This is a genomic window from Nitrospiraceae bacterium (assembly GCA_019637075.1).
In the GTDB taxonomy this organism is placed as follows: domain Bacteria; phylum Nitrospirota; class Nitrospiria; order Nitrospirales; family Nitrospiraceae; genus JAHBWI01.
In genome coordinates, this window is the sequence record JAHBWI010000001.1 from 228,863 (window position 1) to 255,311 (window position 26,449).

The 26,449-nt window shown below is 58.9% G+C and carries 19 protein-coding genes and 1 CRISPR repeat array (1 of these 20 only partly in view); of the genes, 6 read left to right on the forward strand and 13 right to left on the reverse strand.

Annotated elements, in window-relative coordinates; all coding sequences use genetic code 11:
* Positions 1-2,528: a CRISPR direct-repeat array (repeat unit 36 nt; unit sequence GCTTCAATGGGGCCACGGCAATTGAGCCGTGGAATC); it begins 2,026 nt to the left of the window's first position.
* 209 nt (positions 2,529-2,737) lie between these two features.
* From cas2 to KF814_01140, 11 genes are all read right to left on the reverse strand, one after another.
* Entirely contained in the window at positions 2,738-3,028 is a 291-nt protein-coding gene (cas2, locus tag KF814_01090; protein MBX3234720.1) for a CRISPR-associated endonuclease Cas2, read from the reverse strand.
* A 3-nt stretch (positions 3,029-3,031) separates the two neighbouring features.
* Positions 3,032-4,732, reverse strand: a complete 1,701-nt coding sequence (cas1, locus tag KF814_01095; GenBank protein MBX3234721.1) for a CRISPR-associated endonuclease Cas1 — start codon at positions 4,730-4,732, stop codon at positions 3,032-3,034.
* A 128-nt stretch (positions 4,733-4,860) separates the two neighbouring features.
* Positions 4,861-6,417 carry a type I-U CRISPR-associated protein Cas5/Cas6 gene (cas5u6u, locus tag KF814_01100; GenBank protein MBX3234722.1) on the reverse strand — a complete coding sequence of 519 codons (1,557 nt, stop codon included), beginning with the start codon at positions 6,415-6,417 and terminating at the stop codon, positions 4,861-4,863.
* Positions 6,418-6,420: 3 nt separating this feature from the next.
* A complete protein-coding gene (gene cas7u, locus KF814_01105) occupies positions 6,421-7,668 on the reverse strand; it encodes a type I-U CRISPR-associated protein Cas7 (GenBank protein MBX3234723.1) in 1,248 nt (415 codons plus the stop codon).
* Positions 7,656-9,995, reverse strand: coding sequence for a type I-U CRISPR-associated protein Csx17 (csx17, locus tag KF814_01110; protein ID MBX3234724.1), 2,340 nt, complete (start codon positions 9,993-9,995; stop codon positions 7,656-7,658). Before csx17 ends, cas7u begins: the two co-directional genes overlap by 13 nt.
* Complete coding sequence (locus KF814_01115) at positions 9,982-10,491, reverse strand: hypothetical protein (protein ID MBX3234725.1); 510 nt, start codon at positions 10,489-10,491, stop codon at positions 9,982-9,984. Before KF814_01115 ends, csx17 begins: the two co-directional genes overlap by 14 nt.
* Before the next feature lie 17 nt (positions 10,492-10,508).
* Entirely contained in the window at positions 10,509-13,031 is a 2,523-nt protein-coding gene (cas3, locus tag KF814_01120) for a CRISPR-associated helicase Cas3' (protein MBX3234726.1), read from the reverse strand.
* Positions 13,032-13,040: 9 nt separating this feature from the next.
* Entirely contained in the window at positions 13,041-13,274 is a 234-nt protein-coding gene (locus KF814_01125; protein ID MBX3234727.1) for a hypothetical protein, read from the reverse strand.
* 116 nt (positions 13,275-13,390) lie between these two features.
* Positions 13,391-13,675 carry a hypothetical protein gene (locus KF814_01130; GenBank protein ID MBX3234728.1) on the reverse strand — a complete coding sequence of 95 codons (285 nt, stop codon included), beginning with the start codon at positions 13,673-13,675 and terminating at the stop codon, positions 13,391-13,393.
* A gap of 102 nt (positions 13,676-13,777) precedes the next feature.
* Complete coding sequence (locus KF814_01135) at positions 13,778-14,125, reverse strand: hypothetical protein (protein MBX3234729.1); 348 nt, start codon at positions 14,123-14,125, stop codon at positions 13,778-13,780.
* Positions 14,126-14,461: 336 nt separating this feature from the next.
* Complete coding sequence (locus KF814_01140; GenBank protein MBX3234730.1) at positions 14,462-15,445, reverse strand: WYL domain-containing transcriptional regulator; 984 nt, start codon at positions 15,443-15,445, stop codon at positions 14,462-14,464.
* A 437-nt stretch (positions 15,446-15,882) separates the two neighbouring features.
* Between KF814_01140 and KF814_01145 the strand changes: the two genes are divergently transcribed.
* The 5 genes from KF814_01145 to KF814_01165 all read left to right on the forward strand — a co-directional run bounded on the left by KF814_01145 (position 15,883) and on the right by KF814_01165 (position 22,848).
* Positions 15,883-16,179: a type II toxin-antitoxin system Phd/YefM family antitoxin gene (locus KF814_01145; GenBank protein MBX3234731.1), complete on the forward strand. Its 297-nt coding sequence runs from the start codon at positions 15,883-15,885 to the stop codon at positions 16,177-16,179.
* Positions 16,172-16,597, forward strand: a complete 426-nt coding sequence (locus tag KF814_01150; protein MBX3234732.1) for a putative toxin-antitoxin system toxin component, PIN family — start codon at positions 16,172-16,174, stop codon at positions 16,595-16,597. Before KF814_01145 ends, KF814_01150 begins: the two co-directional genes overlap by 8 nt.
* A 275-nt stretch (positions 16,598-16,872) precedes the next feature.
* Positions 16,873-20,325, forward strand: a complete 3,453-nt coding sequence (locus tag KF814_01155; protein MBX3234733.1) for a DNA polymerase III subunit alpha — start codon at positions 16,873-16,875, stop codon at positions 20,323-20,325.
* 38 nt (positions 20,326-20,363) lie between these two features.
* On the forward strand, positions 20,364-21,332 hold the full coding sequence (locus KF814_01160; protein MBX3234734.1) for an acetyl-CoA carboxylase carboxyltransferase subunit alpha: 969 nt from the start codon (positions 20,364-20,366) through the stop codon (positions 21,330-21,332).
* Positions 21,333-21,588: 256 nt separating this feature from the next.
* Positions 21,589-22,848 (forward strand): porin, encoded by a 1,260-nt coding sequence (locus KF814_01165; GenBank protein MBX3234735.1) that lies wholly within the window; start codon positions 21,589-21,591, stop codon positions 22,846-22,848.
* Between the two features lie 92 nt (positions 22,849-22,940).
* Here the strand turns inward: KF814_01165 and KF814_01170 are convergent, their stop codons facing one another.
* Together KF814_01170 and KF814_01175 are read right to left on the reverse strand one after the other, a co-directional pair.
* The gene (locus KF814_01170) at positions 22,941-23,552 is read right to left on the reverse strand and encodes a hypothetical protein (GenBank protein ID MBX3234736.1); all 612 of its coding nucleotides are present in this window, start codon (positions 23,550-23,552) and stop codon (positions 22,941-22,943) included.
* A 5-nt stretch (positions 23,553-23,557) separates the two neighbouring features.
* Positions 23,558-23,758: a hypothetical protein gene (locus KF814_01175; GenBank protein MBX3234737.1), complete on the reverse strand. Its 201-nt coding sequence runs from the start codon at positions 23,756-23,758 to the stop codon at positions 23,558-23,560.
* Between the two features lie 147 nt (positions 23,759-23,905).
* On the opposite strand from KF814_01175, the gene hrpB reads away from it, so the two are divergent.
* A complete protein-coding gene (hrpB, locus tag KF814_01180) occupies positions 23,906-26,407 on the forward strand; it encodes an ATP-dependent helicase HrpB (protein MBX3234738.1) in 2,502 nt (833 codons plus the stop codon).
* Positions 26,408-26,449: the final 42 nt, after the last annotated feature.

Genomic DNA, 26,449 nt, shown 5'->3' on the forward strand with positions numbered 1-26,449 from the left:
CCACAGCTTCAATGGGGCCACGGCAATTGAGCCGTGGAATCAATTTCAACGGCGAGCTACAGGCGCTCGTCGAGGATGCTTCAATGGGGCCACGGCAATTGAGCCGTGGAATCTTTGACGATGTAGCCAAACGTATTAATGATGAGTTTTAGCTTCAATGGGGCCACGGCAATTGAGCCGTGGAATCCGATTAGTGCCTGGGCCGATAGGGTGAAAGTTGCGCGGCTTCAATGGGGCCACGGCAATTGAGCCGTGGAATCTTGGATCGCGGCGCGACACTCAAATTGTTTCTTGCCCTGCTTCAATGGGGCCACGGCAATTGAGCCGTGGAATCCGAAGAGGACGAGTCCTTGAAGACGGCGTTCTTGGCGGCTTCAATGGGGCCACGGCAATTGAGCCGTGGAATCAGTTTGATTTGACAACCTGGTCCGCAACGGGAGTGACGGCTTCAATGGGGCCACGGCAATTGAGCCGTGGAATCATGCCTCCTCGGTTTATCCGGGGAGGCCTCCATGTCTGCTTCAATGGGGCCACGGCAATTGAGCCGTGGAATCCACGCTGTCCACGAATGGCACCGTCTACCCGCTGATGCTTCAATGGGGCCACGGCAATTGAGCCGTGGAATCCGATCAGCATTTCGTCCGACGCGATCACACCGACGCGGGGCTTCAATGGGGCCACGGCAATTGAGCCGTGGAATCTAAATCCTCGTAATCAATAACCACATCATCATGCTACCGCTTCAATGGGGCCACGGCAATTGAGCCGTGGAATCTCGTCACCTATGTGACCGCAGGCTCGGCAGCCGAAGCTTCAATGGGGCCACGGCAATTGAGCCGTGGAATCCATGGACATACATAGTGCCGGGGATGGAAACCGTTGCGCAGCTTCAATGGGGCCACGGCAATTGAGCCGTGGAATCCACGCGGAGGCCGAGACATGCCCCAAGCGATGACCTTCGGCTTCAATGGGGCCACGGCAATTGAGCCGTGGAATCCGCCTCGATCGGGCTCTTGGATTTGGCGGCCGTCTACGCGCTTCAATGGGGCCACGGCAATTGAGCCGTGGAATCGCGTGACGGTCGACGGCGTCGTCCGGACCAATCTCACGCTTCAATGGGGCCACGGCAATTGAGCCGTGGAATCACCCAGGAGCAATTGGCCGAGCGGCTCGGCGTCACCCGGCTTCAATGGGGCCACGGCAATTGAGCCGTGGAATCACCGGCGCGAATTGCTTGCACGACATTCGTAGTGCGGCTTCAATGGGGCCACGGCAATTGAGCCGTGGAATCGTGCGGTAAACGGCTGCGCCGTGACGATCGAGCCGCCGCCGCTTCAATGGGGCCACGGCAATTGAGCCGTGGAATCAGCCGCGCCACCCTCTACCGCTGGATGGCCGAGTACAGCTTCAATGGGGCCACGGCAATTGAGCCGTGGAATCTCTCCGCCAACGTCTACCTCGACGAGTTTGCATTCCATGCTTCAATGGGGCCACGGCAATTGAGCCGTGGAATCCCAGCTCCAGTCCGCAAACGCGACCGGGCACGGGTGCTTCAATGGGGCCACGGCAATTGAGCCGTGGAATCATACAGACGGCTACCGGCGCCCAATTCGTTTCGGCGCTTCAATGGGGCCACGGCAATTGAGCCGTGGAATCCGGGCGGCTATGAGGAAGGGCAAGCCCGGCTTGAGGCGGCTTCAATGGGGCCACGGCAATTGAGCCGTGGAATCTTCGGTACTGACACATCAATCGAACCGGTTGCACAGGCTTCAATGGGGCCACGGCAATTGAGCCGTGGAATCGGCAAAGATGGCGAACCAGGCATTCTAGAGTTCAGCTTGCTTCAATGGGGCCACGGCAATTGAGCCGTGGAATCTGGGAGGCGGGCATCCATCCGATTTCCCGCCAGACGCGCTTCAATGGGGCCACGGCAATTGAGCCGTGGAATCAACTCGTCACCGGTCACGCAGGAGGCGCTGACTCGCATGCTTCAATGGGGCCACGGCAATTGAGCCGTGGAATCCTCGATACGCCTCTATGACTCTCGCGGCATCGTGCGGCTTCAATGGGGCCACGGCAATTGAGCCGTGGAATCCCAATTCCAGGGGGGAAAAGTCCTGCACTTCATCCAGGCTTCAATGGGGCCACGGCAATTGAGCCGTGGAATCGGCCGAACGGAGCGCCGAAGACAACGCTTTCCACCGCGCTTCAATGGGGCCACGGCAATTGAGCCGTGGAATCCGCGCCGGAACATTGGTACGGCGGCGGCGGCGACGTGCTTCAATGGGGCCACGGCAATTGAGCCGTGGAATCATGGCGGAAATCTAACACTCTCCTCTTTTTGCCCCGCTTCAATGGGGCCACGGCAATTGAGCCGTGGAATCGTCGGTAACGGCACGTTGACGCGTGGCGTGTGGCAGCTTCAATGGGGCCACGGCAATTGAGCCGTGGAATCGAATTGAGGGACATTCTTTGCCGACACGGTGGCGATGGCTTCAATGGGGCCACGGCAATTGAGCCGTGGAATCAGCTCTTGGCGAACAGCTTATCAATACAGCGATTCAAGAGCATTCTGCGAGCACCTTTGTTCGACGAAACATTACATTGCGACACGTGCAGATTCCACCTCCTCTCATATTGAGTTGTTTTCCGCTCTCTCTCGTTTGTAGTCGTTGTGAACCGCGAGCGCTCCGCGGCCTTGCATCATTATAAGAGCGCTCGCGCAGTGCCCGGCAGCCTACACGACACGAGCACGCCGTTCCTCCCATTCAGCCTTGATCCCCATCGACTCAATGCGCTTGATGGGATTACTTTCTGTCGTGCCCAAATCGATGATGAGGACTTGATCTTCCCGTTGATCGATAATCTCAGTCAAGGCTGCCTTCATCCGCACGAGATCAATGTCCGGCAGATCGCACTGGAACACGGAAAACTGCAGATGAGCTCCGAAACCTTTCATGGTCTTAAAGACACGGCGCAAGCGTTTCGCATCGGCAATGTCATAGGTGACGAGGTAGTGGCGCCGCATGGGTTACCTTGTGGTGAACGGCGGCAAATCCGGAATCTCGCCGAGCAGATACCGGCCCAGCAGACGTGCTTGCACTTCGAGCACCCGTCTGTAGCTGATCTGATAGCCGAACACCGGATGAGTGATCTCCTGGCTCATTCGTCGCTCATAAGTCTCAATGAGCCGGCGGCGTCCTTCGGGCGTCAATGTGACCGACCCCATACGTTCGATCCAGTCACTGACCCGGATTTCGCCGTTATTGATGGCGGTCAAAACGGCGGAATCTGCAATGAGCGGCCGAAACTCCTCCATCATGTCCAACGCGAGCGCCGGGCGTCCGTATCGAGGCTGATGATAGAACCCCAGGTAAGGATCGAGCCCCACGCTCTGCAATACGACCGTCCACTCGCGCGCGAGCATCGAATAGAGCAGCGAGAGCATGGCATTGACCGGATCGCGCGGAGGACGGCGATTCCGGCCGTCGAAATCGAATCGTGCGCCCGGTTCGGCCTCCTTCAGCATCCCGGAAAATTCCGAGAAATAGCGGCGCGCGGCCGTGCCCTCGATGCCGAGCAGGGATTCCAACGACTCTGCCGTGCCGGCTTGCACTTGGTCCCGCTTCAAATCCTGGATCACGGTGTCCGGAGCGGCCCGATGGTTCCGCCGCAGCAAGGTTCTGGAATTAGCGATCTTCGCCTGCACGAAGCGTCGCGCCAGCGTCAGACAGCGCACCGGATCGGCCGCCACGGCGTATTGCCGTCGGCGCAGATCGACGTGCTTGTGCAGGAGACCGGAAGTCATCCCATAGAACCACCCCCCGCTGGAACAGTAGACGAGCGGAATGCCTCGTTTGCAGAGTTCCTGCACGACCTGCGTACTGACCTGCACGGCTCCATAGAGCACCACCTGCGAGGTCTCCACCAGGCGCGCTTCGCCGATGACTTCATCATGGTCCTTGATCTTCAGGCATTCGCCGTCCTTCGCCAGCTTTGCCCCCGGCGTCTGCACATGCAGCGGTAGCGCGTCGTCATTGGTGGGAACCAGTTTCCGAAGAGCCGGGCCCTCCCCTTCATGCGGAGTCCGGAGCCACCCCACCTCATCCGGCAGACAGAGCCCCACGAGCGAGCAGCGAGGACACTTCGGACTGTCGACCAGCGGCGGCGGAGCAATGGGGGCGGCCGTCGTCGCCTTCATCCCCTCCACCAATTCACGCGTACGGGCGACCAGTTCCTCGTCGAACAGCACCTCCACGCGTTCGCGAGATCCCACGAAATACAGCACCCCATGATCGCACGTAAACCCTTGTTCTCTGAGCAAGAGGCCTTGCAGACAGAGCTGGACCCGTTCCGGTTCCCACGCTCCCTGTGCCGTGTGCGGACGCTTGCCGCGCTTGTAGTCCACCGGCACGACCGTCGTGCCTTCGCCCTCCACCAGATCGATTTTCGCCGTCACCCCCAGATGTTCCGACGAGAGCCACACCGATCGCTGGTGGATGGTGGTGTCATTCGACTCGCCCTCCTCGGTCTGCCGGGTTTTCCTCGCCGGTGCTTGGTCCACCCGTCGATGGTGGAACCGCCCCTCGGCGGTCTCCGCATTGTCGGTGAACACCCCGTCGACCCATTCGAAGTAGGCCAGACGCGGGCAATAGGCAAACTCATTGACCATCCTGGCGGGGAGCAACGGGAGGTCGCTCCCCGTGGACGGGCCTAGGTATTTGTTCTCCATACCCCCTTATCGGCAGGAGGTCTGGAAATATTCAGTTGTCAAAGAACGGTCGACGGCTAAATCGCTCTGTTCTCATAACCGACGCCGGAGAACCCATGGAACATTCGATCTTGAGTAGCTCAACATCATCATGGTGGTGGAGGATCCTCCACCACCGGCACGAACTGGCCGAGGCCGAAGTGGGAAGAATGGCCGAGCGCGAGAGGGCCAGGAACAGGGTTGGGGAAGATCAGTCGAAATGCCCCGGCTAGGCGTCGGCCTCCGTCGTCACCAGCCTTGCGTCGGAAGCGCTTGAACTGAATCGGCCGCCAGCGACTAGCAATCGTGAAAACATGATGGTTATCCCAAAGTGGTTCGATAGTCACCATCGTCCGATCCACGCCAGCCAACTCAGGCCGCACATCGGCCAATTGCTTCCGAAGGTCTTCCTGAAGAAACGTGGCGCGAGCCTCTGGCGATCGCAAGTCGATTTGATGCTGACCTTTAGTTTTGGCGTAGCGCGTGGCAACGTATGGAGTTGAGGACTCCCATATCTTAGACGCACGCAATGGGCCGGGGGTATACTCGTCCGCTGCGCCCATACCCAACAGAAGCAGGAGAAGCGGATGGCGTTCCTCATCGTCCCAGCCCATCTTGAGTTCCCTTAGGCGGTCGAGTGCGCCCCGCTCATCTGGATCAAAACCTCCCGCCGCATATACCGTCAGGTGGTCCAGACGGCCGTCTCCATCCTCGTCAGTCGGCAGATAATACGCGTGCCGGTGGTTGATCAGCCGTTTCCCCTGGTGATCCTTGCCCGACAGCACGTCGGACCGTCCTCGAATGCCACCCTGCGCAGTCAACCTTCCGTGAATGCCCATCAGATTACGCCTCGCCGCTTCTGCTACAGGCAGAGTGTCAGTAACTAAGGGAAGAACGACTGAGTCGAGGGCATAACGGACGACTTGAATCAGGGAAGCACCTGATCGCTCGCGTGAGACCGTCGTACCCTTTGAACACCGCGGAAATACGGCGTGATACCACACTGTTCCCGCTGGGATTCGAGATCTAGAAAGTCGCTTGTCGTCTGTGTTTGCAAGTAAGATATCAACATCGAGAACTTGATCCCTCTTGTGCGCAAGAACAGGAACCGACCCAGAAATTATGCTCGTCCGCAGTTCGCAATTGATAGTGATATCCCTGCTGTTCTCAATCAGTTGCATTATTGTCCACGTCTCAGCACGTCCGAAGTAGTGGATGCGTCTCAGAAGCTGACGTAATAGATGGACTGCTTCTTCTGAAAGCCTACAAGAGGACCAGATCCAGTAAACGGGCTCAGCAGCAGGTACAGCACGATACTTGTCGAGAGCAAGTGTTGGTAGAGGAACTTTGACTTCCGGGACGTCCTTTGTCTTAGTGAACTTGACCTGAGTGGGATGGTACTGACGCAAGTCCTGTCCTTGCCAGGTTTGTGCGGGAAGATGGAACGATGGCAACTCACCGGCCAAAGCTTGAAGCAATTCATCGCGAAGATGCGTATTGTCAGTGCCCGTCTCACGTTGATACTGGAACCACCGTGCAGCCAGGGTGCGAATGAACCGCCATGGTGACGGCGGCCATTCACCCACTCGGTCTTCAAATGGATTCTGGTTCCAACGTGTGGCATGGAACCGTCCAAGCGGAAAGGTCTGTTCAATTACCACGGGCATAAATCAATCCTCTTCGTCATCGCTGTCTTCAGGCTCCGGCAAATCTTGGACTTGTGACGCAGCGGGCTCACTGTCTTCTACAGTCTTAAACAATTCGCTGGATGGGTAATACACCTTGACTACATTGTTACCGAATTCACAGTTGGAGATCGAATCCTTTATGCTCACGGACAGTTCGTCAGGTTTGTGGGAATGATCGTCTGGAACGTTTGGACCATCCATTTCATCCCACCATGCAATCCCACTGCAGAGCAATTGGCAACCTGTGCGGAAGCGGAACGGTGATTGGAGTAAGCGTTTAATTTTCCAAATGGCGAGGTCAAGAAGCAGGCGCTTCTGCTTTTCGTTCAATCCTGTATTGTTGCGCCCGTATGACCGGAGTAACGCCAGGTCTATAATAAAAGTCGCAACGATAGTATGGGACGTCTCCTCATCGACGGCGAATATAGGCTGACCGGAAGTGGTCTTGCCTAGACGGTCGAACTTAACGCCGGAACTTCCCACACGGGCAGCCCCAAAAGCCTCTAGATGTGCTGTGAGAATCCGGCTGAGCTTGATCTGCTCCTTGGCAAACATGACACCGTGGATGAGAGAGTTAGGGTCGTACGTGAACAGTGTACGGTAAATAGTCCACCACGTATCCGGCCATATAAAGTATGTTTTATCCTTCTTGACCTCCTTAATGCCGAACTCTTGACGCAGTTGGGCCCGGAACTTGACACCTACCCACTCTGCCGGAGCTGTCTTTTGCTGAGTTTCCTTCTTTCGAGACCCAGTTCCAATCTTTGTTTGCTTCTGAGTTTCAGTCTCCTGACTTTTCTGACGCCATGTGGGATTTATAAAGGCGTCAAGAAAATAGTCCGAGGCAAGGCGATGCCCTTCACTCAATGTTGTGCAGACTATAGTGTTGAGAGGATCATCCTGGGATGGAGCATCACCTTTATCCGTAACGCACTTGACATATGGGAGGCCTAAGAGATCCTCATGAAGGTCAGTCGGTCCGTCCATGCAAACGGACTCCAAGTGATTAGCCATGCTCGCAGGGCTGTCAACAATGCAGATCTTTTCTGAGCGTGAGTCTTCGCGAGGTGCATCATAAATAACATGGCCAATTTCAGGGAACCCGGCCGGTTGGAAACGTGCCATTCCTGCAACTGGTTCTAAGCACGCACGGATGGCGAGGCAAGCCGGGCCATCTGCCCTGAGAGCTTCCGCCTGCCAGTTGTTTTCATTGAGGTTCAGCTTGGGCATGCAATTCTCCTTTCATTCTTACTCGGGGATGGCAGCAACCAATCTTTTTTTAGCTGGGCAGCTACCTCGACAGGATCAACTGGAATCAGTAACGCCGCTGCAAATCGTTCTACATCAAGCGACATCTCATTGTCCGGCGGATCGAAGGTCCGCCAACCGGCGCTAAGATAGCGACGGCGCGCATGAGCGATTGCCTCCTGAACCTGATTTTGAAGAATCAGGTTCAGGAGGCATCGAATTGCAGCAGCATGAGGTTTTCGAGAGTCGTTCTGAGTAACTGGAAAGAGCAATTTTCCGTTCACTCTTATGTCCTGAGGCTCAACTATCGGTCGGAAGAGCGAGTATAGAGGATGGATTCTCTCAGAGGGCTCAATGGGCTTATCCTGCCAGTTACGAATCCCTTTGCTCCAATCAATGAGGGTCAATGCTGGGAGCCATCGTACCAGCAGTTCATCGTCGAATACGGATCCCCCTGTGAGATAGAGCGCAACCTTGGTGATACTGCACGGTCGCGACGCATGAAGTGGTGATAAATCAAGCTCTGTTGCGTCGAGGAGTCGACGGTGCAGTACATCGATTAGGCGTCTGGTCGGATTGCCCTCATGCCAAATGGCTCTATTGGGACGAGCCTTCGGAAACAAAGGGATGCCGCTCTCAGCTATCTCGACCCCAAAAATATTCACAAGCAAAGGATCTGCAGGTTTCGTTAAACCATCGATTAACGATGGTTCTCCCCGAATAGAGGCAATTCCGCGTGCCACACACAGTTCCGGAGGTGGTTCAGGCCACGCCCGATCGAACCAACTTACATCCAGTCTGGGCACCGGGACGCACCGCTCGCGCAAGTTTCTGTTTTGGTCGATACGCCGCTGCGTTTGCGCAATCAACAATAGCAATCTCTGCCATCTCTCGGAGTCCTCTGGCTCCTCGGATAGATGAATAATGGCGACCTCCACGGGACCGCGCAGTCCAACGAATTTTCCACGTTGCTTTGAATCTCTGGGTTCAAACGGAAGCCGGTCGATCCAACGCTTGGTGATGAGGGGTAGGAGAAGTCGTGAGTAGCGCAGACCTGCTTGGCGATGCACCTGAATCCGCTCCCGTGGCAATGCTTCGAAAACCTTTGCGCTCGTTGTCTGCCGGAACTCGAAACGTACAAATGCAGATATGCCCGCATCGACCCCTGCGTGAAGCGCGGCAGTCGCAAACTCGTGCGGAGCAGTGGCGGAACGCCCGTCCACCTCTGCCAGCCCTCCCTGTAACAATGCCGCGATCTCCGCCATTGCGGCAGGCTTATTCCATAGCGGAGCCCAGAACTCGCATCGTCCGTGAGCAACCTGCCCGTCAGTCGGTGGTTCCGTCGGGCGACACATAAAAGGGAAGACAGCTCTGCCTTTCGTTTGCGTTCCAATTCGTCTGTGAATCGCCCCACGAATGAGAAGAGCACCTTCTATAGCGAGCAAAAAAGACCAAGGAGAAAGCCGACCTTCCCGGTACCATTCCTGGCCACTGTTGAAGGTTTTATTGGAGTATACGAACCATGTACCAGCACTTTTAAGCTCAGGAAGCGGTTTATCCTCAACACCAAAAAGTGTGTGCTCAAGCCATGACCCGGCATCAGGCTTATTCGTCAACTCAAGACATCGCTTCCACACAGCTGCCAAGTCGCGTTTGCCTATATTTCCACCCGTCCCGAACAAGTCGTTGAAGATGCGCCGATTTGCTTGGACCATTACCGCGTCGAGACGATCTATGCGATCATCAGACTCGCATGCCCGCGCTTTGGGTATTGCATCACTATCATTCTTACTCGCAGTTTGGACAGGACCCCACCATCGCTCGAATGGAGCCGGCTTCCACTTTTTGAGCAAGTATGTGCACAAAGCTTCACGGTTAAGGACTGCGGTAGGGCCACATACAAGAAACCTTTCGTCTTTCCAGCAACCGCGAATGGCAATGTCCCCATTCATTTGAGTTGCGGCATGAAGCACCCCTAGAGCAGCAAGATAGTGGCCCAGACTTCCTGTATGAAGACCGCCTAGCATCAGCGGCTCAGGTGTGCAGCCAGACAATTCAAGGTCATATTGTGTATTGCCATTTTCATATTGAACCGACTGCTCGCTTACACTCGCGCCTCGCACAGACTCTCCCTGCTCATAGACCGGCGCTGTGCCCAACTGTTGAGCGATGTCCTGCATTTCCTCGATGGCAAGCAGAATATCTTCCAATGGCAATTGCGCCCAGCGCCGTAGTTGTTCTCGACGCGACCCCTCGAAGCTGGTCAAACGCCAGTCGAATTCTGAAATGTGTGGCCTATTTTCCGGCATCGTCTTCCAACCTCATGCGCAAGTGTTCGATATCAATCCTGTCCTGCTCTCGACCTGCCGCTTCTTTCATCTTGATCAGCGTGGGGATGCTGACGAATCGAACTTCTATGGCTCCATACAGCGGCTTGATCAATGCGTTGGCATACTCATCCTCAAACGGGAATGGCTCCTGGACGAATATGTCAATCGATGTATCACGGTGACGATCGCTCCACAGTTGCAACACCTGCATGTTCTTGTCGCGTATCCATCCCTCCCGTGTAGCTTGATCGGCAAATTGCTCCGCCGTGACCGGTGCCAGCGGCTTGTAACCGAGCGTCTGGAGCGAGGCAAATGCGCGCTTCACATTGTCCGGAATCAACTGGATGACGAAGTCGGCATCCTTGGTAAAGCGCAGATAGCCGTGCGCGTTCACGGCAAGCCCTCCGGCGACTAGATAGCGTACACCAGCTTCGTTTAACGCGCGAACAATGGCTTCAAAGCTGGCCAGTTTCACAATGTAGCCTCCTTCCCCTAGGGAGATATGTGTCCCGGCTGTTGTGTCATTGCTCTCTGCTCCGCGTCCCGACTAGCCCGCATATCCGCTGCCCGAAGGATGGCCTCAAGATAGGCCAGCCGGAACGGACCGAGTGTATGGCGAAGACCTAGCATGCGCTCAGCCCATGAAGGCAATCCACGAAACGGCACCTGTTCGCACAACCCCAATTCCATCGGTTCCAGCGAGAGTTGGACGGCTGGCGCAATCACATCGTCACCCAAATCAGTTGTCGGAAGCCTGTCGCTGTCCCATATTCCCCTGGCAAAACGGCGATCACCATCTGGACGCCTTTCACCAGGCAGCGAACGGATCGAGAGACGCACCTTCCCGTGGTGGGAAGCAACGAGATAAGCCACAAGGTTTCTTAGGTCGTCAGGAATCTTGTCGTTTTGTGGATCAAGGACTGATAAAGCGGAAGCAAGTTCATGACGGAAGTGCCGACGGCTATACTTCTTCCATCGCCCCGGCGCCTTGGCCCAAACTTCTCCAGGTTTTGGCGAACCATCAGGCAATGCTCCCCGAAAGACTTCGTGCGCTTTTCCTCGATCATGCCAGCGGGCGGCATGGCGAATTGCCTGCCCTTCGTCTTGGTTAACAGACAACGCATCGAGTATTTGATTCACTTCCTGGCAGAGATCCTCCGTATGTTCGGCAATGGTCTGCCAGCGCTTGATATGAGAGAGAGGGTCATCATCCGTAGCGTCTTCAACATCTCCATTTGTTCCTGTCGGCGGAGGAATCGGAACAACAGTATCTCTACTCTCCGGATTCCAGCCCATTTTCGTCGAATATCCTCCGGCTTTGACATGAATGAGAAACACTTGCCCTGGCGCGACCTTCCCTGCATCGGCCTTCTCCCACTTCCTATCAAGGAAATTCCACCGCCAGACTTTTCCGCTGTGTTGTTTAGCGAATTGTCGGAAGCCGGGTTTTTTTTCACTCCCGACCGGAGCAGAGCAAAGTTCATCGAGACGAGGGGCGGATTCCTCCTCCGACGGAGACTCATATCCTTTGAGCTGCTCCCAATCACGCCAAAACACCCGCACATCACTCTCTTCGATATCGCGAATAAAATGATCAATGTCAATGTCGTTACCGGCCAAGTCCGGCGTAGTGTCAAACAGATCAATCAGATCTTTTCGGCGTATCACATGCGTATGTTCAAAACGTAAGGGCAGTGAACTTTCGCAAAGGCTTTTTAACCCCACATCGGACAGTTTCTCCAACTGCTCTTCTCCGGCCTTGAAATCCTTCAGATCATAAGGGGCAACCAGATTTTCCGTAGCCGAACTCTTCGTTGGCATGACAATTCGATAAACTGCGGCATCAGCGTTTGCCTCCCCTCTGCGATTGCATCTGCCAAATCGTTGAACCAAAGACGCCCATGGGGCCGGCTCTGTGAACAATGTCGTCGCACTGAGGTCCACGCCCGCCTCGATGACCTGCGTACTGACAACGATGATGCCTGGCTGATCCGGTTCAATTGCAGCAAGCGCTCGCTCCACCTGTCTCTTTCGGTCCTCAGGCCTAAACCGCGAGTGCAGCAAGACGATAGCGGGTTCAGTGGCGTGGGGTTTACTCTTGGCATCAGCGTCTAGCACCTTGCACAGTTCACATGCCCGTTTGACTGTGTTGAGGATGACAATAGTGCGCTTACCCGGTTTATGGGCTTTGCGGACCTCTTTGGCCAGCACAGAGATGTCGCCCATTACTGCCTCGGTTTTCTTCAACGGCTTCTTCGCTGTCCAGCGCTTCTTGACCTCACCAGTGCGGTGGTCATCCTGATTTAGCGCGAGTTGCGAGAGGCTGTCTGCATGTTCTTTAAAATCTACAGTATTCAGCCAATCGCGATGCAACGTCGCGGACATCCATACACTGCGACAACCATGGCCGTTCTTAGCGTTATCCGAATCCTTGGCGGGAAGTACCCGCCGGAACGCATCAAGTTGTGTAGTCGTCGACAGTCCCGCCCCCATCAACTGAATCTCATCGAACACCCATAGGCAGTCCGTGTTAAGCAATCCAAATTTTACCGGCCAGCGAGATCGAGTGGCGGCATAACCACGATTGAGCGCACGCGAGAGCAACATATCCTGAGTCCCAATAATAATCTGATCGCATTCGGGATAGATGTCCCAATCTTCTTCATCCTCGCCACCCATGAGAACGTGCACCTTGAGAGGTTGAACCATTTCTGTGGGATAGCGTTTCTGAATTTCGGCAATCCACTTGCTGGTCTCACCTTTGGTCTGCTCCACTAGCACTCGCATCGGCAGGCAATACACCAATCGCCTTGGAGTGGCCTTCCTGACTGTCTCTTCAGCAAAGCGGCGCCGCCACAGCCACCCCAATACCGCCATGGCCGTTTTTCCCAACCCAGTCGGCACATCCACAAGCTCGGGTAGTTCCGGCTCACAGGCAAAGCGAATTTGAAATGGGTAAGGCTCATTGCCGGTCGCTTGCCGAAACCACCGTGCGAATTCGTCGTGATTGCTCATGGGCAGTTCCTATTCCTCATTCCATCGTTCTGTCGTTTCCCGATGATTGCGCCTCTTGGCAGGACGCGCAATCAGGACATTGATGAGTCCTTCTTGTTCAGTTGCATGGCGGCCGGCGGCCGGCCGATTGCTCTCTGCCGCTTTTCCGATTCCCACCGCTCTCAACCCATCACTGAGAGTCAGCAGCCCAAGCGTCACGAATGTCTTACAGAGGTTGCGCCGGTTCAGTTCGCACAGGCTCATTGCTCCCTCCTTTTCATTCTCTCCGTCATCAGATGTCATTTACATTCGTTCGGGACCATCGCCTGCGCATCTCAAGCGCCGCAAGGATACCCGTTGTGATTCGTAGATACAATGGCCTAACCATAACCCATCCCCGCGTTCCCCACGATCCACCCGGTTTCGCCATCCTCGGCGCTTCCCTCACGCACTACCGGCACGGCGATGCAGTGGCCCAACGCCTGATGCTGCGTGATGGCCTCGTCGGTCTTCGCGAGGTGCACGTCGCGGCGGCATTCGAGGCAATAGCGCACATCCTGCTCCATCGTCGGCTTCAGCCTCTGCCACTGCTTCGGACAGATGAAACTGAATCGGCAACGGATCGTCGCCTCGTCGTTCCAGGCTCTGTTGTTGTCACCGGCCATGGTTCACCTCGCTGCGTATCTCGTATCTCGTGAAGCGTGGTTCGTATTTCGCCGTTACCTCTGACCATAAGCTATTCGCCATTCGCTATCCGCTATCCGCCATCATTTCCCCAACGGCGCAAACGGCACGTTGGAATTGAACTCATTGATCGGGTTCAGCGGATTGGCCTGGTTGTAGCGATTGATTGGATTGAAAGGATTGTTGAGGTTGTACTGGTTGATCGGGTTGGCGGGGTTGTTGGGATCGTAGCGGTTGATGGGATTGAACGGATTGCTCGGGCTGTAGGCCTGCGCGGGGTTCAGCGGATTGTCCGGCCGGTACTGATTCGCGGGATTGAAAATGTTGTAGTCGCGCTCGTACTTCTCGCCGAAGCCGGGCTCGGCGCCCGCGCTGCCACCCGTGCCTACGAGGATCACCACGACGGTTGCGGCCACGATTGCCTGTCGCATAGGCACCTCCCCTGTTCCCTGACGTTCCCCTCAACGCTTCCCCTCCACGTGAGAGAAAGCCCATCGAGTCAAAATCGGGAACAGGATACCCCATGGGCGTGACATCCAAGGTCACTCCGAAACAGCGTGACTATCGCAGAGACAACACACGTTGCGTGACAGAATAGGTCACTCGAAGACGTCGTTCGTATTTCGTGAAGCGTGGTTCGTGGGAGAAGGGCGTCAGAGGTTAGAGGTGAGATGCGGGATTACCGGCGAAACTGGACAGTCGGTCACCCCCTGCTCTTCCGGCTTCCCTCCCCTCTTGCCGTTTGCTATACGCCATCCCACGCCCCATCACTGGTCGGCGATTTTCTTGGCCTCTTCCACGACGACTTGCCGCAACGCGTCCGGCTTCATGACTCGGACGCCGCTTCCGAAGCTCAAGATCCAGCCGATCAATTCGCGGCTGTCGGCCACCGAGAGGCTCATGCGGAGACCGCCGCCCTTGAGCCTGGTCATGACCTGCGTGCCGTGCCAGACCCGATCCTTTACCCAGGCGGCGGTGGCGCGGTCGAACTCCAACTGCACGTCGATGCGCGGCCCCCGCATCACGGTCAGGGCGTCCTGCACGAAGGCGTCGAAGTCGAAATGCAGCGGCACTTGATAGGGATTGTCGGTGAGCGTGACGGACTTGATCCGCTCCACCGCGAACATGCGCGGCTCCCGCCGCAGGTGGCAATAGCCGATCAGGTACAGCCCACCCGCCGCATACCACAGCCGGTAGGGATCGACCGCGCGCCTGGTCGTCCGGCCGCGCGAGGCGGAGTCGTAGCGCATCTGGATCGCCGTCTTGTCGGTGATGGCGCGCGTGAGCCGGTCGATCGTCTCGCGATGCTGCCGATAGCGCTTGTGCGGACCGAGGCCGACCGTGAAGGTGCCGTCGAGCTGTTGGACCAGCGCGACCCCATGGGTCGGGAGCGCCGCCGCCGCCTTGCCCAAGGCGGACTGGAGCGACGTGTGCAATTCGGTCCCCTCGAGCGGGGTGATCAGCCGGCGCGTGAAGGTCAGGGCCATCAACTCGGTCGGAGAAAAGCGCAGGCCCGGCGCGTTGCGCACCCCTTCCATCAGACGCCAGGTGGTCTGCCCGTTGACGCGGTTGGTCACGAGCGGATAGCCGGCCTCTTCGAGCGCCGCAAGATCGCGGCGGAGCGTCCTAGGATGGCGGGTCGCGCCGGGCGCGAGCAGCTCGCCCAGTTGCTCCAACGTCAACCCCATCCGAGACGCCTCGAGATGCTTCAGGATCACCAACAGGCGCACGGCCTGATCGTTGCGCGGCATCGACGATTCCTCCACTCAATCGGGATTTTTTCCGGCGACAGTGTAGCGACGGCTCAAGGACAAATCCACCGCAAACCGCCGGAAATCCCCATCAGGAGCCGACATTTTCAAACTTAAAGCGACCGGAACTGAACCTCAAGCGATGCATGAATGACAATAAAAACGCATCGCTGGGCCGGCAAGACGCGCCGTTGCCCGGGAGGGACCACAGCCGCCTACCAATGATCCTTCCGAGCTTGCTACCTCCCCTTCTCTCTATTGGGATGAAGAAACGCGGGGGAAGGAAGTTCCTAGCGCGCGCATCGAGGGACCACAGCCCTCTGGATGCACCTACAGATGGATCTTCGTGGGGCCTCTGCGAGCGACAGGAACTTCCTCCCCCGCTCTTCCCTCTCACCCGTTTGACTTCACCACCCCATACTTCTAGAATCCGCCGCATGGTAAAGAAACTGAGCCTTACACGCGCCCGGCGCGACTTTTCAGAGTTGCTCGGCCGCGTTCACAGCAAGAAAGACACGGTCATTGTCGAACAAGATGGCAAGCCGGTCGTTGCCATGATTGACTTCGAGCGCTACCAATCGCTGACTTCAAAGCGCGAGCGCCTCTTCCGCGTCGTCGATCGCCTGTGGGACAAGAATCGCGGGAAGTCTGCGCGGCAGGCGGCACGCGATGCATCGGAAGCAGTGGCGGAGATCAAGACCATCATCAGAAAATCCCGGCGTCGGAGTGCCTAGAGCGGTCCTCGACACCAACACCCTGATCAGCGCCCTCATCACTCCGAAGGGCACCCCCGCACGCATCGTGCAAGCCTGGAGAGATGGTCGATTCGATCTGGTCACCAGCCCGCCGTTGCTTTCAGAGTTTCGAAGCGCGATCTCTCGCCCCAAGATTCGGACCCGATACAACCTCTCGACGACAGACATCCGCGAGATCTTAAAGCTCCTCACGGGAGCCACGATTCTCGTCGGAACGGGCACGTTACCCCCAGTCACCCTGCGCGATCCCGACGACCTTCCCGTGTTGAGCTGCGCGATCGAGGGCAAGGCGGACTATATCGTCACGGGAGACAATGACCTGCTTGTCCTTGAGCGGTACCAGAAGATCTTGATCGTCCGCCCCTCGGCCTTTCTCCGACTCATCCCCACGGCCTGAAGAATCGGAATCCAACAACTTCCAAGAGCGACCCCCTTCCCCCAACATCGCACACGCCTTCGATATATATGGGATGAGATGAATCCCCCAGGGGCGGGGAGTTGCGGTCATCCCCTGCGGCCGTCGAGCGAGCACCGCCCTCTACTTAAAAATATGATGCGATCTTGGTGCGCGCTCCGGGAGCTGAGGATGACCGCAACTCCCCGCCCCTCCCCATCCACGTTTGACTTCACCACCCCATACTTCTAGAATCCGCCGAACCACTCTTTCGATCCATGTCATCCCAATTCGTCCACCTCCATCTGCATACCCAGTACAGCCTCCTCGACGGTGCAAACCAGATCGAGCCGCTCGTGAAGCGCGTCAAGGAATTCGGCCAACCGGCCGTGGCCATGACCGACCACGGCAACATGTTCGGGGCGGTTGAGTTCTACCGGAAGGCGAAGGATGCGGGGGTCAAGGCCATCATCGGCTGCGAAGCCTACATGGCCCCAGGCAGCCGCTTGGCCAAGGACAGCGGGCTCGCCCACAACGACTACTACCATCTGATTCTGCTGGCGCAAAACCTCAAGGGATACCAGAACCTCGTCAAGCTGGTGAGCAAAGCATATCTTGAAGGGTTCTACTATAAGCCGCGGATGGACAAAGAGATTCTTCAGCAGCATAGCGAGGGATTGATCGCCCTCTCCGGCTGCTTGAGCGGCGAGGTCGCGTACCTCATCGGACAAAAAGACCTGGAGGGCGCCACCAAGGTCGCGGGCGAGTATCGCGAGATCTTCGGGAAGGACAATTACTACCTCGAACTCCAGGCCAACGGGCTCGAGCACCAGCGCATCGCGAACGAAGGGCTGCTCGAGATCCATAAGAAGCTCGATATCCCCCTGGCCGGGACGAACGACTGCCACTATCTCAAGAAGGAAGACTCCCGCCCGCACGACCTGATGCTCTGCCTCCAAACCGGCAAGACCATCAACGATCCGAACCGGATGAAGTTCGACACGGATCAGCTCTACGTCAAATCGACGGAGGAGATCCTGCGCGAGTTCAAGGAACTGCCGACGGCGGTCTCGAACACGGTGAAGATCGCCGAGGCCTGCACGCTCGAGCTGGCGCTGAACAAGACCTACTTGCCGCAATTCAAGGTGCCGGAAGGCTTCACCCGCGAAACGTATGTGGAGCAGTTGGCCAAGGATGGCCTCGCGGCGCGCCTAAAGGAACGGCCGAGCGCGATTCCCGAGCAGGTCTACCAGTTGCGGTTGAAAGAAGAGCTGGCGGTGATCTGCTCGATGGGCTTCGCCGGGTACTTCCTGATCGTGTGGGACATCATCAAGTTCGCCCGCTCGCGCGGCATCCCTGTCGGACCTGGACGCGGATCGGCGGCGGGCAGCCTGGTCGCCTACGCCCTGCGCATCACGGACTTGGACCCCCTGGTCTACTCGCTCCTCTTCGAACGGTTCCTCAATCCCGAGCGCGTGTCCCTGCCGGATATCGACATGGACTTCTGCATGGATCGCCGGGATGAGGTGATCAACTATGTGATCCACAAGTACGGCGAGGACCACGTCGCGCAGATCATCACGTTCGGGACGATGAAGGCGAAGGCGGCGATCCGCGACGTGGGCCGCGTGCTCGAAATGCCCTACGCCGAGGTGGACCGCATCGCGAAGCTCGTGCCCGACGACCTCAAGATCACGCTCGACAAGGCGCTCGAGCAGGAACCGCGGCTCAAGGAATTGGTCGACAAGGACCCGAAGGTCCAGGAGCTCATGTCGGTAGCGCAGTCGCTCGAAGGGCTCGCGCGCCACGCCTCGACCCACGCGGCCGGCGTCGTGATCTCCGACCAACCGCTGACCGAGCACGTCCCGCTCTACAAGGGTCCCAAGGACGAAATCGTCACGCAATATTCGATGGGCGACGTCGAGAAGATCGGGCTGGTGAAGTTCGACTTCTTGGGCTTGAAGACGCTCACGATGATTCACCGCGCCGAGAATCTCGTCAATGAAGGGCGCCCGGATCAGCCGCCGCTGCACGTGGACCAACTGGCGTTCGACGATGCCGCCACGTTCGCCCTGCTCTCTTCGGGCAAGACCACCGGTGTGTTCCAGCTGGAAAGCTCCGGCATGCGCGACCTGTTGATGGGGCTGAAGCCGGACCGCTTCGAAGACATCATCGCCATCATCGCGCTCTATCGCCCCGGTCCGATGGACCTGATCCCGGACTTCATCAAGCGCAAGCAGGGCAAGATCCCGATCACCTACGAGACGCCCGAGCTCGAACCGATCCTGAAGGACACGTACGGCGTCATCGTGTACCAGGAGCAGGTCATGGCCATCGCCAACAAGGTGGCCGGGTTCTCGCTCGGACAAGCCGACATTCTCCGCCGCGCGATGGGAAAGAAGAAGCCCGAGGAGATGGAAAAGCTCCGCGTGCAGTTCCTGGAAGGCGCGAAGGGGAAGAAGATCCAGGAAAAGAAAGCGGACAAGCTTTACGAGCTGATCCAAAAGTTCGCCGGCTACGGGTTCAACAAGTCGCACGCGGCGGCCTACGCGGTGGTCTGCTACCAGACGGCCTATCTCAAGGCGCACTACCCGACCGAATTCATGGCCGCGCTCATGACCAGCGACATGGGCAACGCCGACAAGATCGTGGGCTACTTCACCGAATGCCGCGGGCTCGGCATCCCGGTGTTGCCGCCCGACGTGAACCAGAGCCAGAAATACTTCGCGGTCGTGGACGGCGGCATCCGGTTCGGCCTCGCGGCGATCAAGAACGTGGGCGAAGGCGCGGTCGAATCCATCATCGAGATCCGGAACGAGACCGGCCCCTTCCGCTCGTTCTTCGATTTTTGCCGGCGCGCCGACATGCACAAGGTCAACAAGCGGATGATGGAAGGGCTGATCAAGGCCGGCGCGTTCGATTCGATGGGCGGCCGCCGTTCCCAATTCATCGCGGTACTCGACCAGGCGATGGAAGAAGGCGCGACGATTCAAAAAGAGCGGGCGATGGGGCAAACGAGCATCTTCGGCGACGAACTGCCGGGGACGACCCAGACCTTGGACGAGCCGAAACTGCCCGACGTGCCCGAGTGGAGCCAGGGCGACATGCTCAAGTACGAGCGGGAGCTGACGGGCTTCTACATCAGCGCCCACCCGCTCGCGCGCTATGAAGCCGCCATCCGTCTCTTCGCCACCACGACGACCGAACAGGTGGGGAACGTTCAGGACGGCCGGGAGGTGAAGCTCTGCGGAATCATCACGGCGGTGAAGAGCATGCTGACCAAAAAGGGCGACCGCATGGCCTACATCACGCTGGAGGATTTACACGGGATGGTAGAAGTGATAGCCTTCCCCGACCTCTATCGGGAAAGCGCCGATCTGATCGTCCCCGAGCGAGTCGTGCGGCTCACGGGCACCGTGGATCGAGGCGAAAAGGGCACCAAGCTGCGCGGCAGCAAGATCGAACCCTTGGCCGAACTACAGAACAAGAACATCTCCAAAGTCACCATCCGCCTGGCCGACAGCCCGGGCATGTCGACCCGATTGCCCATCCTGCGCCAGGTGTTCCAAAAATATCCGGGCTCCTCGAGCGTCTCCTTGGTCTTTGTGGTGAGTCCGACCCTGGAAGCCCAGACGGCTCCGCTCCCGGACGTGAAGATTACCCCCAGCGAACACTTCATGGCAGATATTGAGGAAGTGCTAGGCAAGGGCACTATTACTTTGGTATCCTGACCGGAATACTGGGTTGAACCCTTAATGGGGACGTCCACATGAGAGACTATCTCGATTTCGAAAAACCGATCCGCGAACTCGAAGAGAAAATCGAGAAGCTGGCTTCCGCCGAATCGCCGAAGGCCGGCACCCAGGAAGAAATTCGCAAGCTGCGCGGGAAACTGGCGCAGGTCGAACACGAACTGTACAGCAGCCTCACGCCCTGGCAACGCACGCAGTTGGCCCGCCATCCCCAACGGCCGACCACGCTGGACTACATCGGCGAACTCTGCCGGGATTTCATGGAATTGCACGGGGACCGCGGGTTCGGCGACGACCGCGCCATCGTGGGCGGCTTTGCCCGCTTCAATGACCGATCGGTCATGATCATCGGCCACCAAAAGGGCAAAACGCTCAAGGAGCGGATGCAGCGCAACTTCGGCATGCCCAATCCCGAAGGTTACCGCAAGGCGCTCCGTCTGATGCGGCTGGCGGAAAAGTTCAACCGTCCGATCGTCACCTTCATCGACACCCCGGGGGCCTACCCCGGCATCGGCGCCGAGGAGCGCGGCCAGGCCGAAGCGATCGCCCGCAATCTTCTGGTCATGTCCCGATTGTCCGTGCCCATCATTTCCATCGTGATCGGCGAAGGCGGCAGCGGCGGAGCCCTGGCCCTGGGCGTGAGTGACCGGATTCTGATGCTGGAACATTCCGTCTACTCCGTGATTTCCCCCGAAGGCTGCGCCGCGATTTTGTACGACGATCCCGCCAAGGTGCCCGATGCCGCAGCCTCGTTGAAGATGACGGCCCAGGATCTCGTCGGCCTTGGAATCGTCGATGAAGTCATCCCGGAACCGCTCGGCGGTGCGCACCGCGAACCCCGCTCCGTGGCGGACCGCGTCGCCAAGGCCCTGACGAATCAGCTCTATCCCCTCTGCGATCTATCTACCGACCAACTCCTGAACCAACGAGACCAAAAGTTCCGCAGGATGGGTGTCGTCGGCGGGTTGGTGCCTGCAGCGAGCTAGCATTCCCACGCCCCGCTTCCGTTTGCGCCTTCGAACGGTCAGAGCGTTTCAACCCCAGTGAAATCCAGTACAGACTACGCCTAATTTTCGTCATCATCCCGCCTTGCTACACTGCCGCACTCTCGCGTCGAAGGGCGCTGGGTGAACACGCACGGAGTCGGTCTGTCCCGCTCGGTGCCGGCTGATTTCAATCCCATCTCGCGCCGCGGAGTTTCCAATCAACGTACCGGATTATTCAGGAGGAGGAAGGAGAGCTATGTCTCAGCGACTCATGACAGCGTTTCTCGCGGGCCTGCTGTGCTTGGGCACTGCCGGGGCCGGTGTGGCCCGTGCGCAAAGCGCCGGGGGTGAAAGCAACCCAGCCCCGGGTACCCATTGGACCGACGACCTGCTGCGGCCCGACGACAAGGGCATCCACCGGTTCTTTCCGCAGGACAGCTTCATTCGTGTCCGCGGCTGGATCGACGGCGGCTACACGTACAACGCCACGAGTCCACGCAGCCATTTCAACGGACCGTACAATGCGGTCGACCGCGACATCCCGCAGCTCAACCAGCTGTACCTCGTGTTCGACAAGCCCCTGACCGCGACGGGCAGCGATTGGGGCATCGGCGGCCGGATCGACGTGATGTACGGCTACGACTACTTTCTGACGCAAAGCAACGGCGTCGAGCGCCACGCGAACGGCACGCAGCGGTGGACTGAAGCCGGCCAACATTATGGTCTGGCGATTCCGCAAGCCTATGCCGAGATCGGCAACCAAAAGTTTTCCGTGAAGCTCGGCCACTTCTACACGATCATCGGGTACGAGGGCGTGCCGGCCATCAACAACTTCTTTTATTCAAAGTCCTTCGCCTATCAATTCGCCGGCCCCTTCACCCACTGGGGCGGCTTGGCCACCTGGAACCTCAACGAACGAGTCACCCTGCAGGGTGGCGTCGTGAACGGGTGGGATTCGTTGGATCGGACGAAAGAGACGGCGAGCGGCTTGGCCAGCATCAAGTACACGGCGCCGGAAAATCTCTGGTCCCTCCAACTCGCCATGGTGACCGGCAACGAACCGAGCGCCGTCGCCACGCAATTCGAGACGAGAACGCGGTACAGCCTCATCTTCACCGCCCATCCGGCCGAGCGCTGGGAGTACGTCTTCCATCACCACTATGCCTATCAGGACCAAGGCAAGTTGGACGGAGGCACGGCGCGTTGGTACGGGATCGACAACTACCTGTACTACCAGTTCGCGCAGCAATGGCGGGCCGGCTTGCGGTTCGAATGGATGCGTGACGAAGCCGGGACCAGAGTCGGCGGGAATCCGGTTCGCGGCAACCCCAACCTGGGTCCCTTCGCCGGATCCTTCTATTCGCTCAGCGCGGGCCTCAACTACCGGCCTCACCCGAACGTGCTGATCCGGCCGGAAGTCCGAGCCGATTGGTTCGACGGGCAGCGGGCGCCCTACAACGACGGCCTGAACAAGAATCAGGTCTTGGCGGCGATCAACGCCAACTTGCAGTTCTAAGCAGGTCTGCAGTCTCGCCGGATGGCCATCTCGACCATCCGGCGAGGCTCGCTGCTGGGAATCTGATCTTACGGAACCTTGTCCGGCTAGGATCACTCGATCGGCAAGGTCAACAAGCCCAGGGCAGTGAATCGTGATTCGATAGCGGAGAGGATCCGCCCCGTGAGGTCGGCGCGATAGGGTGCCAAGCTCTCATCGCCGAGATAGCGCTCGACGGTCCTCGGCAGCCTTTTCCACCAAGCCCCCGCCGTCACCCGCGCCTGTTTTGCCCTTCCGCCCCCGGCCTCGACGATCTTCCGCAATTCCCGCTCGAAAAACTCCACATGGACGAGTTCATCGTCCAGAATCTCCCCGAGATCCGGTCTGACCGTGGCCAGCAGCTTGGCGAACTCGAGCCCCAAGGCTTCGTAGCCGAACAGCTGCACGGCCAGCGCCTCCCAGCTTGCCGGCACGCTGGGGAGATCCGTGCGTTCGCGCGGAGTCTTGTCGAGGATGAGTTCGAAACGGCGCAAATGCTCTTCCTCATCCGCCTCATGCCGGTCCAGGAAAGTCTGCACGTGACGGGGAATGTCGCGTAGCTTGGCGGATCGCACGGCCCACAGGGCCATCGCTTCGGCTTTCAAGAACCGTTCAAGGAGCGCTCGTTCACAAGCAGGAGGAAGCGAAAGCGGGCCGGCCTGGGGCGTGATCTCTGGCGTGGGCATGAGGATCAGGGTTCGGCAGGCGGATCGAGCGGGCCGGCCCACTCGCCTTTGGTGAGGCCGACTTCTTGCGACGCCCCATCGGGCCATTGAAAATAGCCGACCTCATCGACGTACACGATCAAGGGCTCGGTGTCCCGTTCCAGTCCCCGCCACCAGTACCAACCGGACGCCTTCGGTTTCTGCTTTGTCCACATGAGTTGGACCATAGCCTTGCATCTCGTCGCTCGTATCTCGCGGGCCGGTCAGACGTGTAGGCCCTCGGTACGAAATGCGCTTCACGAGCGACGCTTCACGATCCTCCTATACGTCATCATGTCTATGCTATAAGCTCTTCACCAAGGACGCACCCTACCATGGACCGCTTACCAATAGAAGAGGTCTTGCCGGCGCTGCGCCGTTCCCTAGCGGCAGGCCGCAATCTCTTGCTCACCGCCGAGCCCGGCGCGGGCAAAACGACGCGCGTCCCCCTCGCGATCCTGAACGAGCCCTGGCTGGAGAATCGCAAGATCGTGATGCTGGAGCCTCGACGCTTGGCCACCCGCGCCGCGGCCACCTTCATGGCGCGGCAACTCGGCGAACCGGTCGGGCGCACGATCGGCTATCGCATTCGCCACGATACGAAGATCAGCCGGGCCACGCGGATTGAGGTGGTGACGGAAGGGATCCTCACGCGCCTGCTCCAGCAGGATCCGTCGCTGGAAACCTACGGTCTCGTCATCTTCGACGAATTTCACGAACGCAGCCTCCAGGCCGATCTGGGCCTGGCCTTGGCCCGCGAAGCCCAACGCCTGTTTCGCCCGGACCTTCGACTGCTCGTCATGTCCGCCACATTGGATTGCGCGTCGGTGACCCAGGTCTTGTCGGACGCCGAGACGATGACCTGCCCCGGGCGGCAATTCCCGGTGACCACTCATCTTCTCGAACGGCCGGTGGAAGGACCGATCGAAGCCGCGGTCGTCCGAGCGATCACGCAGGCGCTCGCGCGCGACTCCGGCAGTCTTCTGGTCTTTCTGCCCGGCATGGCGGAGATCAAGCGGGTGGAGCGGCACCTGCTGGAGTCCGGGACCGATCAGGACATCGCAATCACGCCGCTTCACGGGGATCTCCCCCAAGATGCTCAAGACGAAGCCATCCGCCCCGCTCCGACGGGACGCCGCAAGATCGTGCTCGCAACCTCGATCGCCGAAACCAGTCTCACGATCGAAGGCGTGCGCGTGGTGATCGACGCAGGCCTGATGCGCGTGCCACGCTTCGATCCCCGTAGCGGGCTCACCAGGCTCGAGACCTCGCGCGTCACCTTGGATGCGGCGGATCAACGACGCGGTCGCGCGGGCCGAACGGAACCCGGCTCCTGCTATCGCCTCTGGACGGCCGCCGAGCAACAGGCGTTCCTGCCGCACCGAGTCCCTGAAATTCTTGAAGCAGACTTGGCGCCGTTGGCCTTGGACCTGGCCGAATGGGGCGCCAACGATGCGGGCGAACTTTCGTGGCTCGACCCACCTCCTGCCGGCGCGTTGGCGCAGGCGCGCGAACTCCTCGCGCAATTGGGGGCGCTCGACGCGGAAGGCCGGCTCACGGCCCACGGTCGAGAACTGGCGCATGTGACGGTGCACCCACGCCTGGCCCACATGATGGTGAAGTCCGTTCCGCTCGGCTGGAAGCCGTTGGCCTGTGACGTGGCGGCGGTGCTCAGCGAGCGGGACCTCTTGCAGGGCGGACCGGGCCAGCGTCACAGCGATCTGAGGCTCCGACTCGAGGCGCTTCGCGGCACTCGCGATCATCCGGCAGGTGCGACCGTGAATCGGGCCGTGGCGCACCGAATCCAGCGGGCCGCGGAACAATGGCAGCGTCAATTGCCGGCTGGCCCTGCCGCCGCCCTCGCGCCGGACCTGATGGGCCCCCTGTTGGCCTTCGCCTATCCCGACCGCATCGCCCGGCGGTTGCCGGGTCCCGATCGTCGGTACCGCTTGGCCAACGGTCGAGGGGCGTCATTCCCCACGGTCGACGGCCTCTCCGAGGAACCGTTCCTGGTGATTGCCCATTTGGACGGCTCGGGCGATTGGGCCCGTGTGCAGCTTGCGGCTCCGATCACCGCAACTCAACTCGAACGCTACTGCACCGAGCAACTTCGTGTGGTCGATGTATTGGAGTGGGACGAGCGAACCGAAACCGTTCGCGCCAGGAGGCAGCGCCGGTTGGGGCAGCTCGTGCTGGAGGATCGCGGGCTCCCGGATCCGGACCCGGAACAGATTCTGGCGGCTCTCCTCTCGGGCATTACACGGGCCGGCACGAGTTCATTGGGCTGGACGCCGGAACTTCGTCAGTGGCAGGCGCGCGTCCAATTTCTCCATCGTCTCGATTCGACCTGGCCCGACGTGTCGGACGAGGCGCTGCTCAAGGATCTTCATCGCTGGCTCGGTCCCTTCCTGAGCGGTGCGACGAGTTTGGCGCAGGTGCGACGACTGGATTTGGCCCCGGCCCTCGAAAGCCTGCTGACCTGGCCGCAACGGCAAGAGTTGGAACGGATGGCGCCGACCCACCTGACCGTGCCGAGCGGCTCCCATATTCGGCTGGACTATGAAGCGGGCGCGTCGCCGGTGCTGGCGGTGCGGCTGCAGGAAATGTTCGGCTGTCAGGAGACACCGCGACTGGCCGGCGGCACGGTGCCGGTGATGGTACACCTGCTGTCGCCGGCGGGGCGACCGGTGCAGGTCACCAAGGACTTGGCTAACTTCTGGCGCGCGACGTACCTCGATGTGAAGAAAGAATTGCGCGGTCGGTATCCGAAACACCACTGGCCGGACGATCCCCTCACCGCTGTCCCGACGAGTCGCGCCAAGCGCAGACAAGGGTGAGAACGGGCAGCCGGCACACACGCGCCCTTCAGCCCCACGTGA